12 protein-coding genes are annotated in these 14,785 nt (G+C 74.6%); 4 read left to right on the top strand and 8 right to left on the bottom strand.

All coding sequences use genetic code 11. The annotated features are described in order from the left end of the window. Positions 1–5: 5 nt before the first annotated feature. The 3 genes from AB0M16_RS00475 to AB0M16_RS00465 are packed head-to-tail and all read right to left on the bottom strand — an operon-like array spanning position 6 to position 4,137. The gene (locus tag AB0M16_RS00475) at positions 6–1,610 is read right to left on the bottom strand and encodes a carboxyl transferase domain-containing protein (protein WP_365337164.1); all 1,605 of its coding nucleotides are present in this window, start codon (positions 1,608–1,610) and stop codon (positions 6–8) included. Beyond that, positions 1,607–3,334 (bottom strand): acyclic terpene utilization AtuA family protein, encoded by a 1,728-nt coding sequence (locus AB0M16_RS00470; protein ID WP_365337162.1) that lies wholly within the window; start codon positions 3,332–3,334, stop codon positions 1,607–1,609. Before AB0M16_RS00470 ends, AB0M16_RS00475 begins: the two co-directional genes overlap by 4 nt. After that, positions 3,331–4,137, bottom strand: a complete 807-nt coding sequence (locus AB0M16_RS00465) for a TIGR03084 family metal-binding protein (RefSeq protein ID WP_365337160.1) — start codon at positions 4,135–4,137, stop codon at positions 3,331–3,333. Before AB0M16_RS00465 ends, AB0M16_RS00470 begins: the two co-directional genes overlap by 4 nt. 600 nt (positions 4,138–4,737) lie before the next feature. Here AB0M16_RS00465 and AB0M16_RS00460 point away from each other — a divergent pair. After that, on the top strand, positions 4,738–5,715 hold the full coding sequence (locus AB0M16_RS00460; protein WP_365337159.1) for a CARDB domain-containing protein: 978 nt from the start codon (positions 4,738–4,740) through the stop codon (positions 5,713–5,715). 16 nt (positions 5,716–5,731) lie between these two features. Here AB0M16_RS00460 and AB0M16_RS00455 read toward each other — a convergent pair whose 3' ends face one another. Further along, positions 5,732–5,911, bottom strand: coding sequence for a DUF1272 domain-containing protein (locus AB0M16_RS00455; protein ID WP_365337158.1), 180 nt, complete (start codon positions 5,909–5,911; stop codon positions 5,732–5,734). 110 nt (positions 5,912–6,021) lie between these two features. Further along, positions 6,022–6,969: an EamA family transporter gene (locus tag AB0M16_RS00450; RefSeq protein WP_365337156.1), complete on the bottom strand. Its 948-nt coding sequence runs from the start codon at positions 6,967–6,969 to the stop codon at positions 6,022–6,024. A gap of 169 nt (positions 6,970–7,138) precedes the next feature. On the opposite strand from AB0M16_RS00450, the gene AB0M16_RS00445 reads away from it, so the two are divergent. Next, positions 7,139–8,146 (top strand): LysR family transcriptional regulator, encoded by a 1,008-nt coding sequence (locus AB0M16_RS00445; protein ID WP_365337154.1) that lies wholly within the window; start codon positions 7,139–7,141, stop codon positions 8,144–8,146. Here AB0M16_RS00445 and AB0M16_RS00440 read toward each other — a convergent pair. Both AB0M16_RS00440 and AB0M16_RS00435 read right to left on the bottom strand, forming a co-directional pair. Continuing rightward, positions 8,040–8,684 (bottom strand): GNAT family protein, encoded by a 645-nt coding sequence (locus AB0M16_RS00440; protein WP_365337152.1) that lies wholly within the window; start codon positions 8,682–8,684, stop codon positions 8,040–8,042. The two genes, AB0M16_RS00445 and AB0M16_RS00440, sit on opposite strands and share 107 nt — an antisense overlap. Before the next feature lie 248 nt (positions 8,685–8,932). Then, the gene (locus AB0M16_RS00435; protein WP_365337150.1) at positions 8,933–11,683 is read right to left on the bottom strand and encodes an FAD-binding and (Fe-S)-binding domain-containing protein; all 2,751 of its coding nucleotides are present in this window, start codon (positions 11,681–11,683) and stop codon (positions 8,933–8,935) included. A 51-nt stretch (positions 11,684–11,734) separates the two neighbouring features. On the opposite strand from AB0M16_RS00435, the gene serC reads away from it, so the two are divergent. Further along, positions 11,735–12,853: a phosphoserine transaminase gene (gene serC, locus AB0M16_RS00430; protein ID WP_365337148.1), complete on the top strand. Its 1,119-nt coding sequence runs from the start codon at positions 11,735–11,737 to the stop codon at positions 12,851–12,853. A 75-nt stretch (positions 12,854–12,928) separates the two neighbouring features. Here the strand turns inward: serC and AB0M16_RS00425 are convergent, their stop codons facing one another. Next, on the bottom strand, positions 12,929–13,912 hold the full coding sequence (locus AB0M16_RS00425) for a WD40 repeat domain-containing protein (protein WP_365337146.1): 984 nt from the start codon (positions 13,910–13,912) through the stop codon (positions 12,929–12,931). A gap of 89 nt (positions 13,913–14,001) precedes the next feature. On the opposite strand from AB0M16_RS00425, the gene AB0M16_RS00420 reads away from it, so the two are divergent. Then, the gene (locus tag AB0M16_RS00420; RefSeq protein ID WP_365337144.1) at positions 14,002–14,706 is read left to right on the top strand and encodes a GDSL-type esterase/lipase family protein; all 705 of its coding nucleotides are present in this window, start codon (positions 14,002–14,004) and stop codon (positions 14,704–14,706) included. Positions 14,707–14,785 lie beyond the last annotated feature (79 nt).

The raw sequence follows: 14,785 nt of genomic DNA, 5'->3' as shown, positions 1-14,785 counted from the left end.
GGGCCTCACATTCGGAAGACGCCGAAGCCGCCGCGCGCGCCCTCGACCGGTGCCGTGTGGATCGCGGACAGGCAGAGCCCGAGGACCGTGCGCGTGTCGCGCGGGTCGATGACCCCGTCGTCGTACAGCCGCCCGGAGAGGAACATCGGCAGCGACTCCGACTCGATCTGCGCCTCCACCAGGGCGCGCAGGCCGGCGTCGGCCTCCTCGTCGTACGGCTGCCCCTTCGCCGCCGCCGACGCCCGGGCCACGATGGAGAGCACCCCGGCGAGCTGCTGCGGGCCCATGACGGCCGACTTGGCGCTCGGCCACGCGAAGAGGAACCGCGGGTCGTAGGCCCGGCCGCACATGCCGTAGTGCCCGGCGCCGTAGGAGGCGCCCATGAGGACGGACAGGTGCGGGACCTTCGAGTTGGACACCGCGTTGATCATCATCGCGCCGTGCTTGATGATGCCGCCCTGCTCGTACTCCTTGCCGACCATGTAGCCGGTGGTGTTGTGCAGGAAGAGCAGCGGGATGTCGCGCTGGTTGGCGAGCTGGATGAACTGGGCGGCCTTCTGCGACTCGGCGGAGAAGAGGACGCCCTGGGCGTTGGCGAGGATGCCGACCGGGTAGCCGTGCAACCGGGCCCAGCCCGTGGTGAGCGAGGTCCCGTACAGCGGCTTGAACTCGTCGAAGTCCGAGCCGTCGACGATCCGGGCGATCACCTCGCGCGGGTCGAAGGGGGTCTTCAGGTCGCCGGGCACGATGCCGAGGAGCTCCTCCGCGGCGTACTTCGGCGGCTCGACGGCGACCGGGTCCGGATCCGCGTGGTGCTTGCGGTGGTTGAGCCGGGCGACGATCCGGCGGGCCTGGCGCAGGGCGTCGGCCTCGTCGACGGCGTAGTGGTCGGCGAGCCCGCTGGTGCGCGCGTGCATCTCGGCGCCGCCGAGGGACTCGTCGTCGCTCTCCTCCCCCGTGGCCATCTTCACCAGCGGCGGCCCGCCCAGGAAGACCTTCGACCGCTCCTTGATCATCACGGTGTGGTCGGACATGCCGGGGACGTACGCCCCGCCGGCCGTCGAGTTGCCGAAGACGACGGCGATCGTCGGGATGCCGGCGGCGGACAGACGCGTGAGGTCGCGGAAGAGCGCCCCGCCCGGGATGAAGATCTCCTTCTGGGAAGGGAGATCGGCACCGCCGGACTCGACGAGCGAGATGACGGGGAGCCGGTTGGCGAACGCGATCTCGTTGGCCCGCAGCGCCTTCTTCAGCGTCCACGGGTTGGAGGCGCCGCCGCGCACGGTGGGGTCGTTCGCGGTGATCAGGCACTCGACGCCCTCGACCACGCCGATGCCGGTGACGAGCGAGGCGCCCACCGGGTAGTCGCTGCCCCAGGCCGCGAGCGGGGACAGCTCCAGGAACGGGGTGTCGGGGTCGACGAGCAGCTCGATCCGCTCCCGGGCGAGGAGCTTGCCGCGCCCCCGGTGCCGGGCGGTGTACTTCTCGCCGCCGCCGGCCAGCGCCTTGGCGTGCTCGGCGTCGAGCGCGGCGAGCTTCTCCAGCATCGCGGCGCGGTGCGCCGCGTGGTCGGGTCCGCCGGTGTCGAGGGCGGAGGCGAGGACGGTCACAGCTGTTCCTCCAGTCGGTTCACCAGGAGTTCCTCCGGCACGTCCACGTGGCGGGAGCGGAGCCACTCCCCGAGTGCCTTGGCCTGCGGGTCGAAGCGGGCCTGGGAGGCGACGCCCGCGCCGAGGATCCCGGTCACGGTGAAGTTGACCGCCCGCAGGTTGGGCAGCACGTGCCGCTCCACGGGCAGGTCGCCGGTCTCCGGGAGCAGTGCGCGGAAGCGGTCGACGGTGAGGGTGTGCACCAGCCAGCGCCACTCCCGCTCCGTGCGCACCCAGACGCCGACGTTCGCGTCGCCGCCCTTGTCGCCGCTGCGGGCCCCGGCGACGCGTCCCAGCGGGGCCCGGCGCGTGGGCCCCGCGGGCAGCGGGGCGGGGAGCTCCGGCTCCGGTACGGGCTCCAGGGCCCGGGTCTCCTTCGCCGCGGGGACGGGCACGCGGGTCCCGTCGGGCAGCACGGCCGTGTGCGGGACCTCGTCGACGGGCACGGAGGCGGTCTCGAAGACCCCGTACGGCGCGCCCTTCCCGGGCGGGGCGGTGACGTGGAAGCCGGGGTAGCTCGCGAGGGCCAGTTCGATCGCGGCCCCGGTCAGGGCGCGGCCCACCTTCTCGGGATCGGGATCGCGGACGACGAGCCGGAGCAGGGCGCTCGCGGTCTCCTCGGTGGCGGCGTCCGGGCGGTCCGTGCGGGAGAGCTCCCACCGCACCTCGGCGGGCGCCGCCCCGGCCAGGGCGTCGGTGACCTGCGCGCGGACCAGCTCCGCCTTGGCCTCGACGTCGAGGCCGGTGAGCACGAACACGACCTCGTTGCGGAAGCCGCCGAGCCGGCAGAGCCCCGCCTTGAGCGTCGGCGGCGGCGCCTCGCCCCGCACCCCGTCGATCCGGACCCGGTCCGGTCCCTCACGGGTGAGCCGTACGGTGTCGAGGCGGGCGGTCGCGTCGGGCCCGGCGTAGCGGGCGCCGGCGGTCTCGTAGAGGAGCTGGGCGGTGACGGTGCCGGTGTCGACGACCCCGCCCGTGCCGGGGTGCTTGGTGATCACCGCGCTGCCGTCCGCGTGGAGTTCGGCGAGCGGGAAGCCGGGGCGGCGGAGCGCGGCCGGTTCGTGGGCGGTGAAGAAGGCGTAGTTGCCGCCGGTGGCCTGGGTGCCGCACTCCAGGACGTGTCCGGCGACGACGGCACCGGCCAGCTTGTCGTGCCAGTCGGCGTCCTCCGGGCTCCAGCCGAAGAACCACTGCGCGGGCCCGGTGACGAGGGCGGCGTCGGTGACCCGTCCGGTCACGACGACGTCGGCGCCGGCCGTCAGGCAGGCGGCGATCCCGCTGCCGCCGAGGTAGGCGTTGGCGGCCAGCGCCCCGTCCCGGGGCGGGAGCCGGTCGCCCTCGACGTGGGCGATCCGGGCCGGGACGCCGAGCCGTGCGGCGAGCGCGCGCAGGGCGTCGGCGAGCCCGGCCGGGTTGAGGCCGCCCGCGTTGGCGACGATCCGCACCCCGCGCTCGTGGGCGAGGCCGAGGCCCTCCTCCATCTGGCGCAGGAAGGTCTTCGCGTAGCCGGTGGCGGGGTCCTCGAGGAGGTCGCGGCCGAGGATGAGCATGGTCAGCTCGGCGAGGTAGTCCCCGGTGAGGACGTCGAGCCCGCCGTCGGGTCCGCCGCCGGTGAGCATCTCCCGTACAGCGTCGAAGCGGTCCCCGTAGAAGCCGGACGCGTTGCCGATCCGGAGGGTCGTCACCGGTCCCCCTGCGGCTCGCGGCCCTGCCCCGCCGGGCCCGCGAAGGCCTGTGCGATGCCCAGCCACTCCTCGGCGTCGGCGCCGTGCGCGACGAGGGCGGTGTCGGCGCGGTGCACCCGCTGGGTGACGAGGAGGCAGAAGTCGAGCGCGGGCCCGGTGATCACCTGCGGCGCGCCCTCGGGGCCGAAGGACCACACCTCGCCGGCGTCCGACACCCCTTCGGGGGCGGTGAGTTCGAGCCGGAAGGGCGCGGCGGGCGGGGTGAGGCCGCGCACGAGGTACGCGTAGTCCCGGGCCCGCAGCCCGATCCACGCCACGTGCCGCAGCCGGGCCGTGGGTGCCCGTACGACGCCGAGGGCGTCGGCCACGTCCTGACCGTGCGCCCAGGTCTCCATGAGCCGGGCGGTCGCGAGCGAGACGGCGCTCATGGCGGGGCCGTACCAGGGGAAGCGGGTGCCGGGCGGGGCCTCGCGCAGCACCCGGTGGAGCCGCTCGCGGCCCTCGCGCCAGCGGGCGAGGAGCTCGGCGGGCGGCAGGGCCGCGCCCTCCTCCGCGCCGTCGTCGACGAAGCGGTCGGGCGCGGCGAGGGCCTTCTCCGCCTCGGCGGCGAAGGCCTCGGGGTCGGTCGCGGCGAGCAGGGCGGCCGCGTCGGTCCAGGCGAGGTGGGCGATCTGATGGGCGACCGTCCAGCGCGGCGCCGGGGTCGGCGCGGCCCACTGGCCGGCACTCAGGTCCCGTACGAGGGCGTCGACTTCCTCGCTCTCGGCACGCAGGTCGTCGAGCACGGCGGCGGGGTCGGACACGGGGCGCTCCCCTCGGGGGACGGACGGGTCACGGACGTGCGTGAGGAGCATGGCAGCCGCGACAGAAACAATCAAGCGTGCTTGCTTTAGATTCTGCGCGGGACGGCCTCGTGCGCGAGGGGGCCGGTGGGGGCAGCGGGATCACCGGGGCAGCGGGGGCACCCGCGGTCGTCCCCGGCGGTCCTCGCGCCGCTCGCCACCACCGCCCCCACGGTCCTCGCGGCCTCGGTCCCCCCGGCCCGGCGGGCGGGGGGACGCTGGTCGTGCCCGCGCGTCGGGCGCCGTGGCGGACACCCGCACGGCGCCCGCCGTACAACCTTCCGCCGTATCGGGTCGTCCAACTGCTCGCCCCAGGCATCCGACACGAACAGGCGAGGTGGGCACCCCATGGGCTTCAGAAAGGCGGCGGCCGTGTCGACGGCCGCCCTCTTGCTGGCGGTTCCGGCCGCGACGGCGCAGGCCGCCTCCGGTACGCCGACCGCTCCCGCGCCCCGGGCGGCTCCGGCTTCGGCGGCTCCGACGTCGGGAGCTCCGACGTCGGGGGCTCCGGCATCGGGGGCTCCGGCCGCAGCGGATCCGGCCGCAGCGGATCCGGTCGACTTGGCGGCCTCGTTCAAGGCCGCACCGGCCTCGGTCGTGCCGGGCGGCTTCTTCGACCTGCACGTCGGCGGCACGCTCGTATCGGGCTCCGTGAAGGAGCTGGACGTGACGGTCAAGCTGCCCGCGGGCGTCACGTACGCGGAGACGGACAGCGCGATCAACTGCCGTCCGAGCGCGGACGGGCGGTCGTTCACCTGCCCCGGCCGGTGGCCGCTCTCCTCGGGCGCCCTCGGCAGTCCCGTGACCCTCAAGGTCGACAAGAGCGTCGCCGTCGGCAGCGAGCTGGCCCTCACCGGCACGGTCACCCCGGTCGGCGCGACCGACTCCAGGCCGGAGAACGACACCGCGACCATCACGGTCGAGACGGTCCCCGGCGCCGACCTCGCCGTGAGCTGGAAGCCGTCGTCGGCGTCCGTGCGCCCCGGCGAGGACGTCACGGCGGACCTCGTGGTGACCAACAACGGCCCCGCCACGGCCACGGAGGTCATCGTGGCCGTCTACAACGGTTACGACCACTTCCCGAAGCGCAACGACAAGCGCTGCTGGTGGGACCCGGGCACGGCGATCTGCGAGGAGTACTCCGACCTCGCCCCGGGCGAGAGCGTCACCTTCCCCTTCACCTGGAACTACGCCAAGGCCCTGGCGGGCACGACCCACAGGGTGCGGACGAGCCTGTACTCCAGCTCGGCGCTCGACCTGGTGAGGGAGAACAACACTGACGAGCTCGTCATCAAGATCTTGAAGGACGGCGGGCCGAAGCCCACGGCCACGCCGACCCCGCGCCCGACGGCCTCGCCGTCCGCGACGACCGCCGCCCCACAGCCCTCGCACTCCCCGCAGGGCGGCACCGGCACCGGCGGCAGCCTGGCGAACACGGGCTCCGGCCCGCTCACGGCACTGGCCGGCGGGGCGGCCCTGCTGACGGCGGCGGGCGTCCTCCTCGCCCGGTCCCGCACCCGGACCCGCCGGGAGCACTGACCCCGGCCGGTACCGCTCAGGCGGCGCGGCGGGGCCTGGCCACCAGCTCCCCGCCGCAGTTGGGGCAGACGTCGTCCATCGCGTCGGCGCACGGCACGCAGTAGGTGCACTCGTACGTACAGATCCGGGCGGGGGCGTCGACGGGCAGGGCGGTCGTCTCGCAGCGTTCGCAGCGGGTGCGCATCTCCAGGGCCATGGCCCCATCCTGCGGCAAGGCCCGCAACCGGGAAACCGGCCGCGGGCCAAAGATCGACGGGATCGGGTCAGCCGGGGCCGGCCGGCGGACGCCGGCCGAGCCTGGCCACGTCAGACCAGGTCAGGGGCCTTCTTGGGCATCTGCGTCCGGACCGCGCCCATGCTCGCGGCGATGACGAGCGCGATGGCGAGGGCGTCGGTCGGGCCGAGGGCCTGGTGGAGGACGAGGAAGCCGGCCGTGGCGGCGATGGCCGGTTCCAGGCTCATCAGGATGGCGAAGGTGGGCGCCGGGAGACGGCGCAGGGCGAGCAGTTCGAGGGTGTAGGGCAGGACGGAGGACATCAGCGCCACCGCGAGTCCGAGCCCGATCGTCGACGGGACGAGCAGCCGGTCCCCCGCCTCCACGATGCCGAACGGCAGGCTGAGCACGGCACCGAAGGCCATCGCGAGGGCGAGGCCGTCGGCCTGCGGGAAGCGCCGTCCGGTGCGGGCGCTGAAGACGATGTACGTGGCCCACATGGCGCCCGCGGCGAGGGCGAAGCCCGCGCCGGCCGGGTCGAGCCGGTCGAAGCCGCCGCCGCTGAGGAGGACGACGCCGCCGAGGGCGAGGCCCGCCCAGAGCAGGTTCACCAGGCGCCGGGAGGCGATGACGGAGAGGGCGAGCGGGCCGAGCACCTCGAGGGTGACGGCGGCGCCGAGCGGGATCCGGTCGACCGACAGGTAGAAGAGGATGTTCATGCCGGACATCGCGGCGCCGAAGGCGAGCACGGTGCCCCAGTCGGCGCGGCTGTAGCCGCGGACCTTGGGCCGGCAGGCGATCAGCAGGACGGCGGCGGCGAGCACGAGCCGCAGGGTGACGACGCCGAGGGCACCGGCCCGGGGCATGAGGAGCACGGCGACGGCGGACCCGAACTGGACGGAGAGGCCGCCGGCGACGACGAGGGCGACGGGCCCGAGCCGGTGTGCGCGCGAGGATTCGGGCCCCCGGGCGGCCGGGCGCGAAGTCGGGGGGACGGTGGCCGATGCCACGGCGGGTGCGTCCTGGACCGGGGTGTCCACCGGCGTGCTCCTCACGAACGTACGAAAACCAACGACGAGCCCACCGGCTGACGCACACGCGGGCCCGCGAACGATCAAGGTCTATTACTCTGAACTGTCCAGTCCAGAGTAATGCACCACCCCCCATGGCTCCACCTTTCACGCTAGGCAGCACCGCGCGCCGCGTGAAATGCCGATTGGGCTGCGGTTATGCTCCCCACGCATGAGCCGCACGAGCATCGAGCTGCGCCACCTCCGCTGCTTCCTCGCCATCGCCGACGAGGGCAACCTGACCCGGGCGGCCGCACGGCTCCACCTCACCCAGCCGGCCGTCTCCCGCACGCTCGCCGCGCTGGAGAGGCACGTGGGCGCCCGGCTCGTCGACCGCTCCACCCACCACCTGGCCCTCACGCCCGAGGGCCGCGCCTTCCACGACCGGGCCGCGGCGGCGGTCGCCGCCTTCGACGCGGCCGTCGACCCCGAGCGGCTGCGTCGCCGCCCGCTCCGACTCGGCCACGCCTGGGCGGCCTTCGGCCCCTACACCACCCCGCTGCTGCGCCGCTGGCAGCGGGAACATCCGGAGACACCGCTCGAACTGCTCCGGATCGACGACCGCACGGCCGGACTCCTCCGCGGTGAGGTCGACGCGGCGCTGCTGCGCGGTCCGGTGGAGAACCTGGACGTGCCGGGCCTTGCGACGGAGGAGCTGCTCACGGAGCCCCGCGTGGCCGCCGTACCGTCCGACAGCCCGCTGGCCGCCCGCCCCTCGCTCACCCTCGCGGACCTGACCCCCGAGACGGCGATCCTGAACCCGGTCTCCGGCACCACGACGCTCGACCTGTGGCCCGCCGGCGCGCGTCCCCGCTCGACCCTGACCGTCGCGAACACCGACGACTGGCTCACCGCGATCGCCGCGGGCCGCGGCATCGGCGTCTCGGCCGACTCGACGGCCGCCCTCCACCCCCACCCGGGCGTCACCTACCGCCCCCTGCCCGACGCCCCGCCGATCCCGGTCCTGCTGGCCTGGCGGGACGGCAACCGGCATCCGGCGACAGGGGCGCTGGTGGCGCTGACGCGCGAGATCGCGCAGGTCAGGACGGAGGCCGGGCCGAAGGCGGGGCCGGGGCCGGAATCGGGGCCGGGGGCCGGGGCGGGGCCGGGGGCCGGGGCGGGGCCGGGGACGGGGCCGGAGGCCTGAGGGCCTCCCACTCCTCGCGGAGGATCCCGTACGTGATCGAGTCCCGCCACGCGCCGCGTACGTGCACGTGCCCCCGGATCCGGCCCTCCTCCGTCAGACCGGCCGCGAGGAGGGTGCGGGCGGAGGCGCTGTTGAGCGGGGCGCGGGCGGCCCACACGCGGTGGAGGGCGAGGCCGTCGAAGGCGAGGTCGAGGAGCAGGCCGACGGTCTCGCGGCCGTAGCCGACCCCCCAGGAATCGGGCCGCAGCGCGAAGCCCATCGTGGCCGCCTGCTGCTGGTGCGGGTCGAGCGCGAGCCGCCCGAAGCCGACGAGGTCGCCGCCGGCCCTCTCGACGACCGCGAGCGCGAACTCCTGCCGGGGGACGGCCCGCGCGGACGCCCTCGACCGCTCGACGATCCCGCGCACCTCGTCAGGGGTCCGGGGAGTGAAGCTGAGGTGCTCGGTGGCGCGGGCGGAGCCGTAGACGGCGTGCAGGGCGGTGGCGTCGCCGGTCTCCAACTCCCGCAGGGCGAGGCGGTGTCGCGCGAGGGGACTCATGCGGGGATCCTTCCCCACCCCGGCCCGCCGCACGACCTGGTCGTGTCCGTGAAGTCCCGCCCGGCTCGCGACGCCCGGCACGCACGCTCCAGCGACCACACGCACCGGACACCGCGAGCCCCGCCGCCGCGTCGTCGGGTTCACCCGATTACGCCCGGTGCGGGGGCGACCCTCCGCCGTGCGACCGCACGCACCGCACGCCGGGAGCCCCGCCCTGCGGGCGGGCGGCGCCGACTTCCGGACCCGCCCTAGGCGTCCAGCGCCTCCGCCAGCACCTCCGCCAGGTGTCGTGCGTGCCGGTCCGGGGCCAGGTGGGCGATCTGCGTGCGGCACGAGAAGCCGTCGGCGAGGACGACGGCGTCCTGGGGCGCGGTCCGCAGGGCCGGCAGGAGCTGGTCCTCGGCGCAGGCCACGGACACCTCGTAGTGGCCCGGTTCGAAGCCGAAGTTGCCCGCGAGGCCGCAGCAGCCACCCGCCAGGTCACCGTCCATGCCCGCGCGCCGGCGCAGGCGCCGGTCCGCCGCGTCGCCCAGGACGGCGTGCTGGTGACAGTGGGTCTGGCCGGTGGCCGGGCGGGCGAGGCGAGGCGGGGTCCAGTCGGGGGCGAGCTCCTCCAGGGCCTCGGCGAAGGTCCGTACGGACGCGGCGAGGCGGGCCGCGCGGGGGTCGTCGGGGAGGAGTTCGGGCAGGTCGGTGCGGAGGGCAGCCGCACAGGACGGCTCCAGGACCACGACGGGCCCGGTGCTCTGCCCCGTCACGTCGAGGGTCCGGCGCATCACCTTCCGCGCCGCGCCGAGCCGCCCGGTCGAGACGTAGGTGAGGCCGCAGCAGACCCGGCCCGGCGGCAGCGTGACGCCGAGCCCGGCTGCCTCCAGGACGCGGACGGCGGCCCGGCCGACCTCGGGGGCGAGGTGGTCCGTGAAGGTGTCGGGCCAGAGGGTGAGGACGGGCGGGCGGTCCGAGGCGCGCTCGCCGAACCAGGAGGTGAAGGACCGCTCCGCGACCCTCGGCAGGGGCCGTTCCGGGGTGACGCCGGCCAGCCGGGCCGCGAGGGGCAGGCCCATGACCGTGTTGAGGCCCCGCCCGAACAGGTCGAGCAGGTGCGGCAGTCCACCCATCGTCCAGTGGGAGCGGGGGCGGGCGAAGGGGCGCCGGGCGTAGTGGCCGGCGAGGAACTCGGCCTTGTACGCGGCCATGTCGACGCCCACCGGGCAGTCGCTGCGGCAGCCCTTGCAGGAGAGGCACAGGTCGAGGGCCTCCCGGACCTCCTCCGACCGCAGCCCGTCGGTGATCACCTCGCCGAGGGCCATCTCGTGGAGCAGGCGGGCCCGACCGCGCGTGGAGTGCTTCTCCTCCCCCGTCGCCCGGTACGAGGGACACATCACACCCGGCCCCGAACTCGGACCGTCCACACGGCACTTGGCCACCCCGACGCATCGGGCGACCGCACGGCCGAGTCCCACCACCGGCAGGCCCTCGAAGCGCAGCCCGGCGTCCAGCGGCGCGGGCCGGACCAGCGTGCCCGGGTTCAGGCCGCCCGCCGGGTCCCACAGGTCCTTGACCGCGCCGAACAGGGCGACGAGCTCGTCCCCGTACATCCTCGGCAGCAGCTCGGCCCGCGCCTGTCCGTCCCCGTGCTCGCCGGACAGCGAGCCGCCGTGGGAGACGACCAGGTCGGCGACCGCCTCCGAGAATTCCCGGAAGCGCCCCACGCCCTCCCGCGTCCACAGGTCGAAGTCGATGCGGACGTGGACGCAGCCGTCGCCGAAGTGCCCGTACGGGATCCCTCGCAGCCCGAACTCCGCCAACAGGCCCCGGAAGTCGCGCAGGTACGGCCCGAGCCGCGCCGGCGGCACCGCGCAGTCCTCCCATCCGGGCCAGGCTTCCCCGCCTCCCCCGGGCATCCGGGTCGCCGTGCCGGCCGCGTCCTCCCGGATCCGCCACAGCGCGCGCTGCCCGGCCGGGTCGGTGACCAGGAGGCCGTCGAGCGCGTCCGCCGCCCGCGCCAGCTCCGCGGCCGCGGCGGCGCCGTCCACCTCCACGAACAGCCACGCCCCGCCCCGGGGAAGCCCTTCCGCGCCCCGGACGAGATCGGCGGCCATGCCCTCGACCGTCAGCGGCCGGAAGGGCAGCAGCCCGGCGGCGGCGTCCGCGGCGGCACTCTCGTCGGCGTACCCGAGCACCACCAGCACGGGCGCGGCGGGCAGCGGGACCAGGTCGACGACCGCTTCCGTCACCACTCCCAGCGTCCCCTCGCTCCCGCAGAGGAGGCGGGCCACGTCCGCTGCCCGCTCCGGCAGCAGCGCGTCGAGCGCGTACCCGGAGATCCGGCGCGGCAGCCCCTCCGGGTAGCCCGTGCGGATCGGGGCCAGGTGCCGCTCGACCAGCTCCCGCAGCCCGGCCGGCGCGCCCGCCCACTCCCGCCCGGGGCGCAGTCGCTTGCCCCCGTACGTGAGGACGTCCAGGGCCCGTACGTTGTCGGCGGTCGTCCCCCAGGCCACCGAGTGGGAGCCGCACGCGTTGTTGCCGATCATGCCGCCGAGGGTGCAGCGGCTGTGCGTGGACGGGTCGGGGCCGAAGGTCAGTCCGTACGGGCGGGCCGCGTCGCGCAGCCGGTCGAGGACGAGCCCCGGCCGGACGACCGCCGTCCGCGCCACCGGATCGAGTGACACCAATTGGCGCATGTGGCGTGTGAAGTCGAGCACGACGCCCGTCCCCGTGGCCTGCCCGGCGATGGACGTGCCGCCGCCGCGGGCGACGACCGGCACCCCGTGCGCACGGCAGACCGCCAGCGCGGCCGCCACGTCGTCGGCGTCGCGCGGGGCGACGACGCCCAGCGGCACGCGCCGGTAGTTGGAGGCGTCCATCGAGGTCAGGGCGCGGGCGGTGGTGGAGAAGTCGACGTCCCCCGCCACGGCGGCACGCAGTGCGTGCGCCAGTTCGCCGGTCGCGTTCTCGTGTGATCCCACGACTACAGAATGTCCCAGTCCTCGTCTCATCGGGCGGACATCGCCCGTCCCCGCCTTCCCCGAACCGATACGCTCCGCCTCGTGGCCGATATCCAGATTCCCGCTGACATCAAGCCCGCCGATGGCCGTTTCGGCGCGGGCCCCTCCAAGGTGCGTACGGAGGCGCTGGACGCCCTGGCCGCCACCGGCACCTCGTACCTCGGTACCTCCCACCGCCAGGCCAAGGTCAAGAACCTGGTCGGCGAGGTGCGTGCCGGCATCAGTGACCTCTTCTCGCTGCCCGAGGGCTACGAGGTGATCCTGGGCAACGGCGGATCGACCGCCTTCTGGGACATCGCGACCCACGGTCTGATCGAGAACAAGTCGCAGCACCTCACCTTCGGCGAGTTCTCCTCCAAGTTCGCGAAGGCCGCGAAGCTGGCCCCCTGGCTGGCCGAGCCGACCGTGATCTCCTCCGACCCGGGCACCCACCCGGAGCCGGTGGCCGAGGCGGGCGTCGACGTCTACGCCTACACCCACAACGAGACCTCCACCGGTGTCGCCGCCCCGCTGAAGCGGGTCGCGGGTGCCGACGAGGGCGCGCTCGTCCTGGTCGACGCGACCTCGGGCGCCGGCGGCCTGCCGGTCGACATCACCGAGACGGACGTCTACTACTTCGCCCCGCAGAAGTCCTTCGCCGCCGACGGCGGGCTGTGGCTGGCGGCGTTCTCGCCGGCCGCCCTGGAGCGCGCGAAGAAGATCCACGAGTCCGGCCGGCACATCCCCGAGTTCTTCTCGCTGCCGACGGCGATCGACAACTCCCTGAAGAACCAGACGTACAACACCCCGGCCCTCGCGACCCTCTTCCTGCTCAACGAGCAGCTGAAGTGGATCAACGGCCAGGGCGGTCTGGACTGGGCCGTGGCCCGGACGAAGGAGTCCTCGCAGGCGCTGTACGGCTGGGCGGAGGAGTCGAAGTACGCGACCCCGTTCGTCACCGACCCGGCGAAGCGCTCGCAGGTCATCGGCACGATCGACTTCTCGGACGACATCGACGCCGCGGCGGTCGCCAAGGCGCTGCGCGCCAACGGCATCGTCGACACCGAGCCGTACCGCAAGCTCGGCCGCAACCAGCTGCGCATCGCGATGTTCCCGGCGATCGACCCGGCGGACGTGCGGGCGCTGACCGCCTGCATCGACTACGTGATCGAGAAGCTCTGACCTCAGGTCGCGGAAGGGGCCCGGCGCCGGATGTCGTCCGCCGCCGGGCCCTTCGGCGTTCCCCGGCCGGTGGCCCTACCGGCGCTTGAACAGGCGCTTGAGGCCGACCACGACGATCGTGGCCAGGCCGAGGACCACGACGCCGAGCGCGAAGCCGCCCTGCTCGCCATCGTCGACGGCGGGGCTCGCGCCCGGAGTCCGCGGCTTCCCCGGGCCGGTGCTCTGCCCGGGCGACGGGGTGACGCCCTCGCGGTCGACGCGGACGACCCGGCTCTTCCTGCCCTCCGAGCCGAACATGAAGGCCGAGCCGTCGGGCGTGTACGTCACGGACTCCGCCTGCCCCTGGAACGGCGCGCCCACGGAGGTGCCGTCGTCGCCGAGACGGCCGTCCTTCCACGCGTACTCCTTGGCCATCAGGTAGCCGCGGAGCACGAGCCGGTCGCCGTCCGGCGAGAAGGCGCCGTCCGTCACCCACGGCACCTCGTCGACACGCCGGAAGACGTTGGTGCGGGAGGCGTCGAGGCGCGCGGGCCCGGCGTAGAGTCCGCCGCCGTCCTCGTTCTTGCTGGCGATGTAGACCCGGCCGGTCTTCGGATGGACCATCAGCGCCTCGGCGTTGCGGGCGCCGTCGGCGTACTTCACGTCGTACTGGGTGGCCCGCACCGTCTGGTCCCTGAGCTGCTTCGGCTCGGGGAAGCGGTAGATCCAGACGTGGTCCCAGGAGCCGTTCAGGTTGTCGCCGATGTCGCCGACGTAGATGTCGCCGTCCGGCCCGACGGCGATGGCCTCCATGTCGCGCGGTGTGCCGACGCCCTTCATGGTGAGGGTCGCGACGGTCTCGCCCGTACGGGAGTCGATGCCGTAGACCAGCGGCGCGTCCTGGTCGTTGTGCGTCCAGTAGATCCCGGGGTGCGCCCGGCTGGCGGCGAGGCCGCTGGACTCGGTGATCCGGGGGTCCTCGACGGTGAAGTCCCGGTCGGCGTCGGCCGCGCCGGCGGGGGCGGCCGTGACGAGGACGAGGGCTGCCGTTCCCAGGGCGCACCACAGAGCTGATCGCATGCCCTCAAGCGTGCCACGGGGCTGCGTCGGGGCCCTGGTGTCCGGGATCACGTCGCCGCCGCGTCGCGCCGTCGGTGATGATGTCGACCATGCGTTTTCTGTTCGTCGGCGACAGCATGACCATCGGACGCGCCGGCGACTTCACCTGGCGCTACCGCATGTGGCGGCACCTGGAGTCCGTGCTGCCCGGCGGGTACGCCATCGTGGGGCCGCGCACGGCGCTGTACGAGGCGACCGACGACGCCGCCACCTCCCACGCCTACGGCGCACCCGACTTCCCCGCCGACGCCCGCCGGCATCTGGCCGGCTGGGGCGAGGGCTGGCTGCACATGGCGCCGCTCGTCGGGGAGACCGTGGCGGCGACCGGCGCGGACGTGCTGCTGATCTCGCTCGGCCTGATCGACCTGGGCTTCTACACCAACAGCGACCAGACGGCGGAGAACGTCCGCGCGTTCCTGGCCGCCGCCCGCGCCGCGAACCCGCGCGTCCGCGCCGTGCTGCTGCCCGTCATCCCGAACGTCCGGGCCGAGTACGACGCCCCCTTCGCCGCCGAGTGCGCCCGTTTCAACGAGCTGCTCGCGAAGACGGTCGCCGACCAGGACTCGGCGGCCTCGCCGCTGCTCCTGGCGACGGTCCCCGAGTCGTACGACATCCACGCCGACACCTACGACGGCACCCACCCGGGCCCGACGGGCGAGCACAAACTCGCCGCGGCCTTCGCGGACGCGATGCACCAGGCCTGGGGGCTCGGCGGACCGTACCGGGACAGCCCGGCCGCCGCGGCCGCCCGCTAGCCGTCCCACCCGGTCACGCCCACCCCCAACCCTCCTTCCGTTTGGCGCCAGTTGGCTCCCTCGCCGTAGGGTCTGCTGC

The organism is Streptomyces sp. NPDC051921 (assembly GCF_040680975.1).
Classification (GTDB): domain Bacteria; phylum Actinomycetota; class Actinomycetes; order Streptomycetales; family Streptomycetaceae; genus Streptomyces.
Note: the sequence above shows the minus strand (reverse complement) of the source record. Positions and strands in the feature narration are given on the sequence as shown.

What these genes read in the sequence shown, in the direction of transcription:
- AB0M16_RS00435 (WP_365337150.1), bottom strand. Translation starts at nt 11,683, where the DNA reads ATGAGACGAGGACTGGGACATTCTGTAGTCGTGGGATCACACGAGAAC.
- AB0M16_RS00455 (WP_365337158.1), bottom strand. Translation starts at nt 5,911, where the DNA reads ATGGCCCTGGAGATGCGCACCCGCTGCGAACGCTGCGAGACGACCGCC.
- AB0M16_RS00425 (WP_365337146.1), bottom strand. Translation starts at nt 13,912, where the DNA reads ATGCGATCAGCTCTGTGGTGCGCCCTGGGAACGGCAGCCCTCGTCCTC.
- AB0M16_RS00445 (WP_365337154.1), top strand. Translation starts at nt 7,139, where the DNA reads ATGCCGATTGGGCTGCGGTTATGCTCCCCACGCATGAGCCGCACGAGC.
- AB0M16_RS00420 (WP_365337144.1), top strand. Translation starts at nt 14,002, where the DNA reads ATGCGTTTTCTGTTCGTCGGCGACAGCATGACCATCGGACGCGCCGGC.
- AB0M16_RS00440 (WP_365337152.1), bottom strand. Translation starts at nt 8,684, where the DNA reads ATGAGTCCCCTCGCGCGACACCGCCTCGCCCTGCGGGAGTTGGAGACC.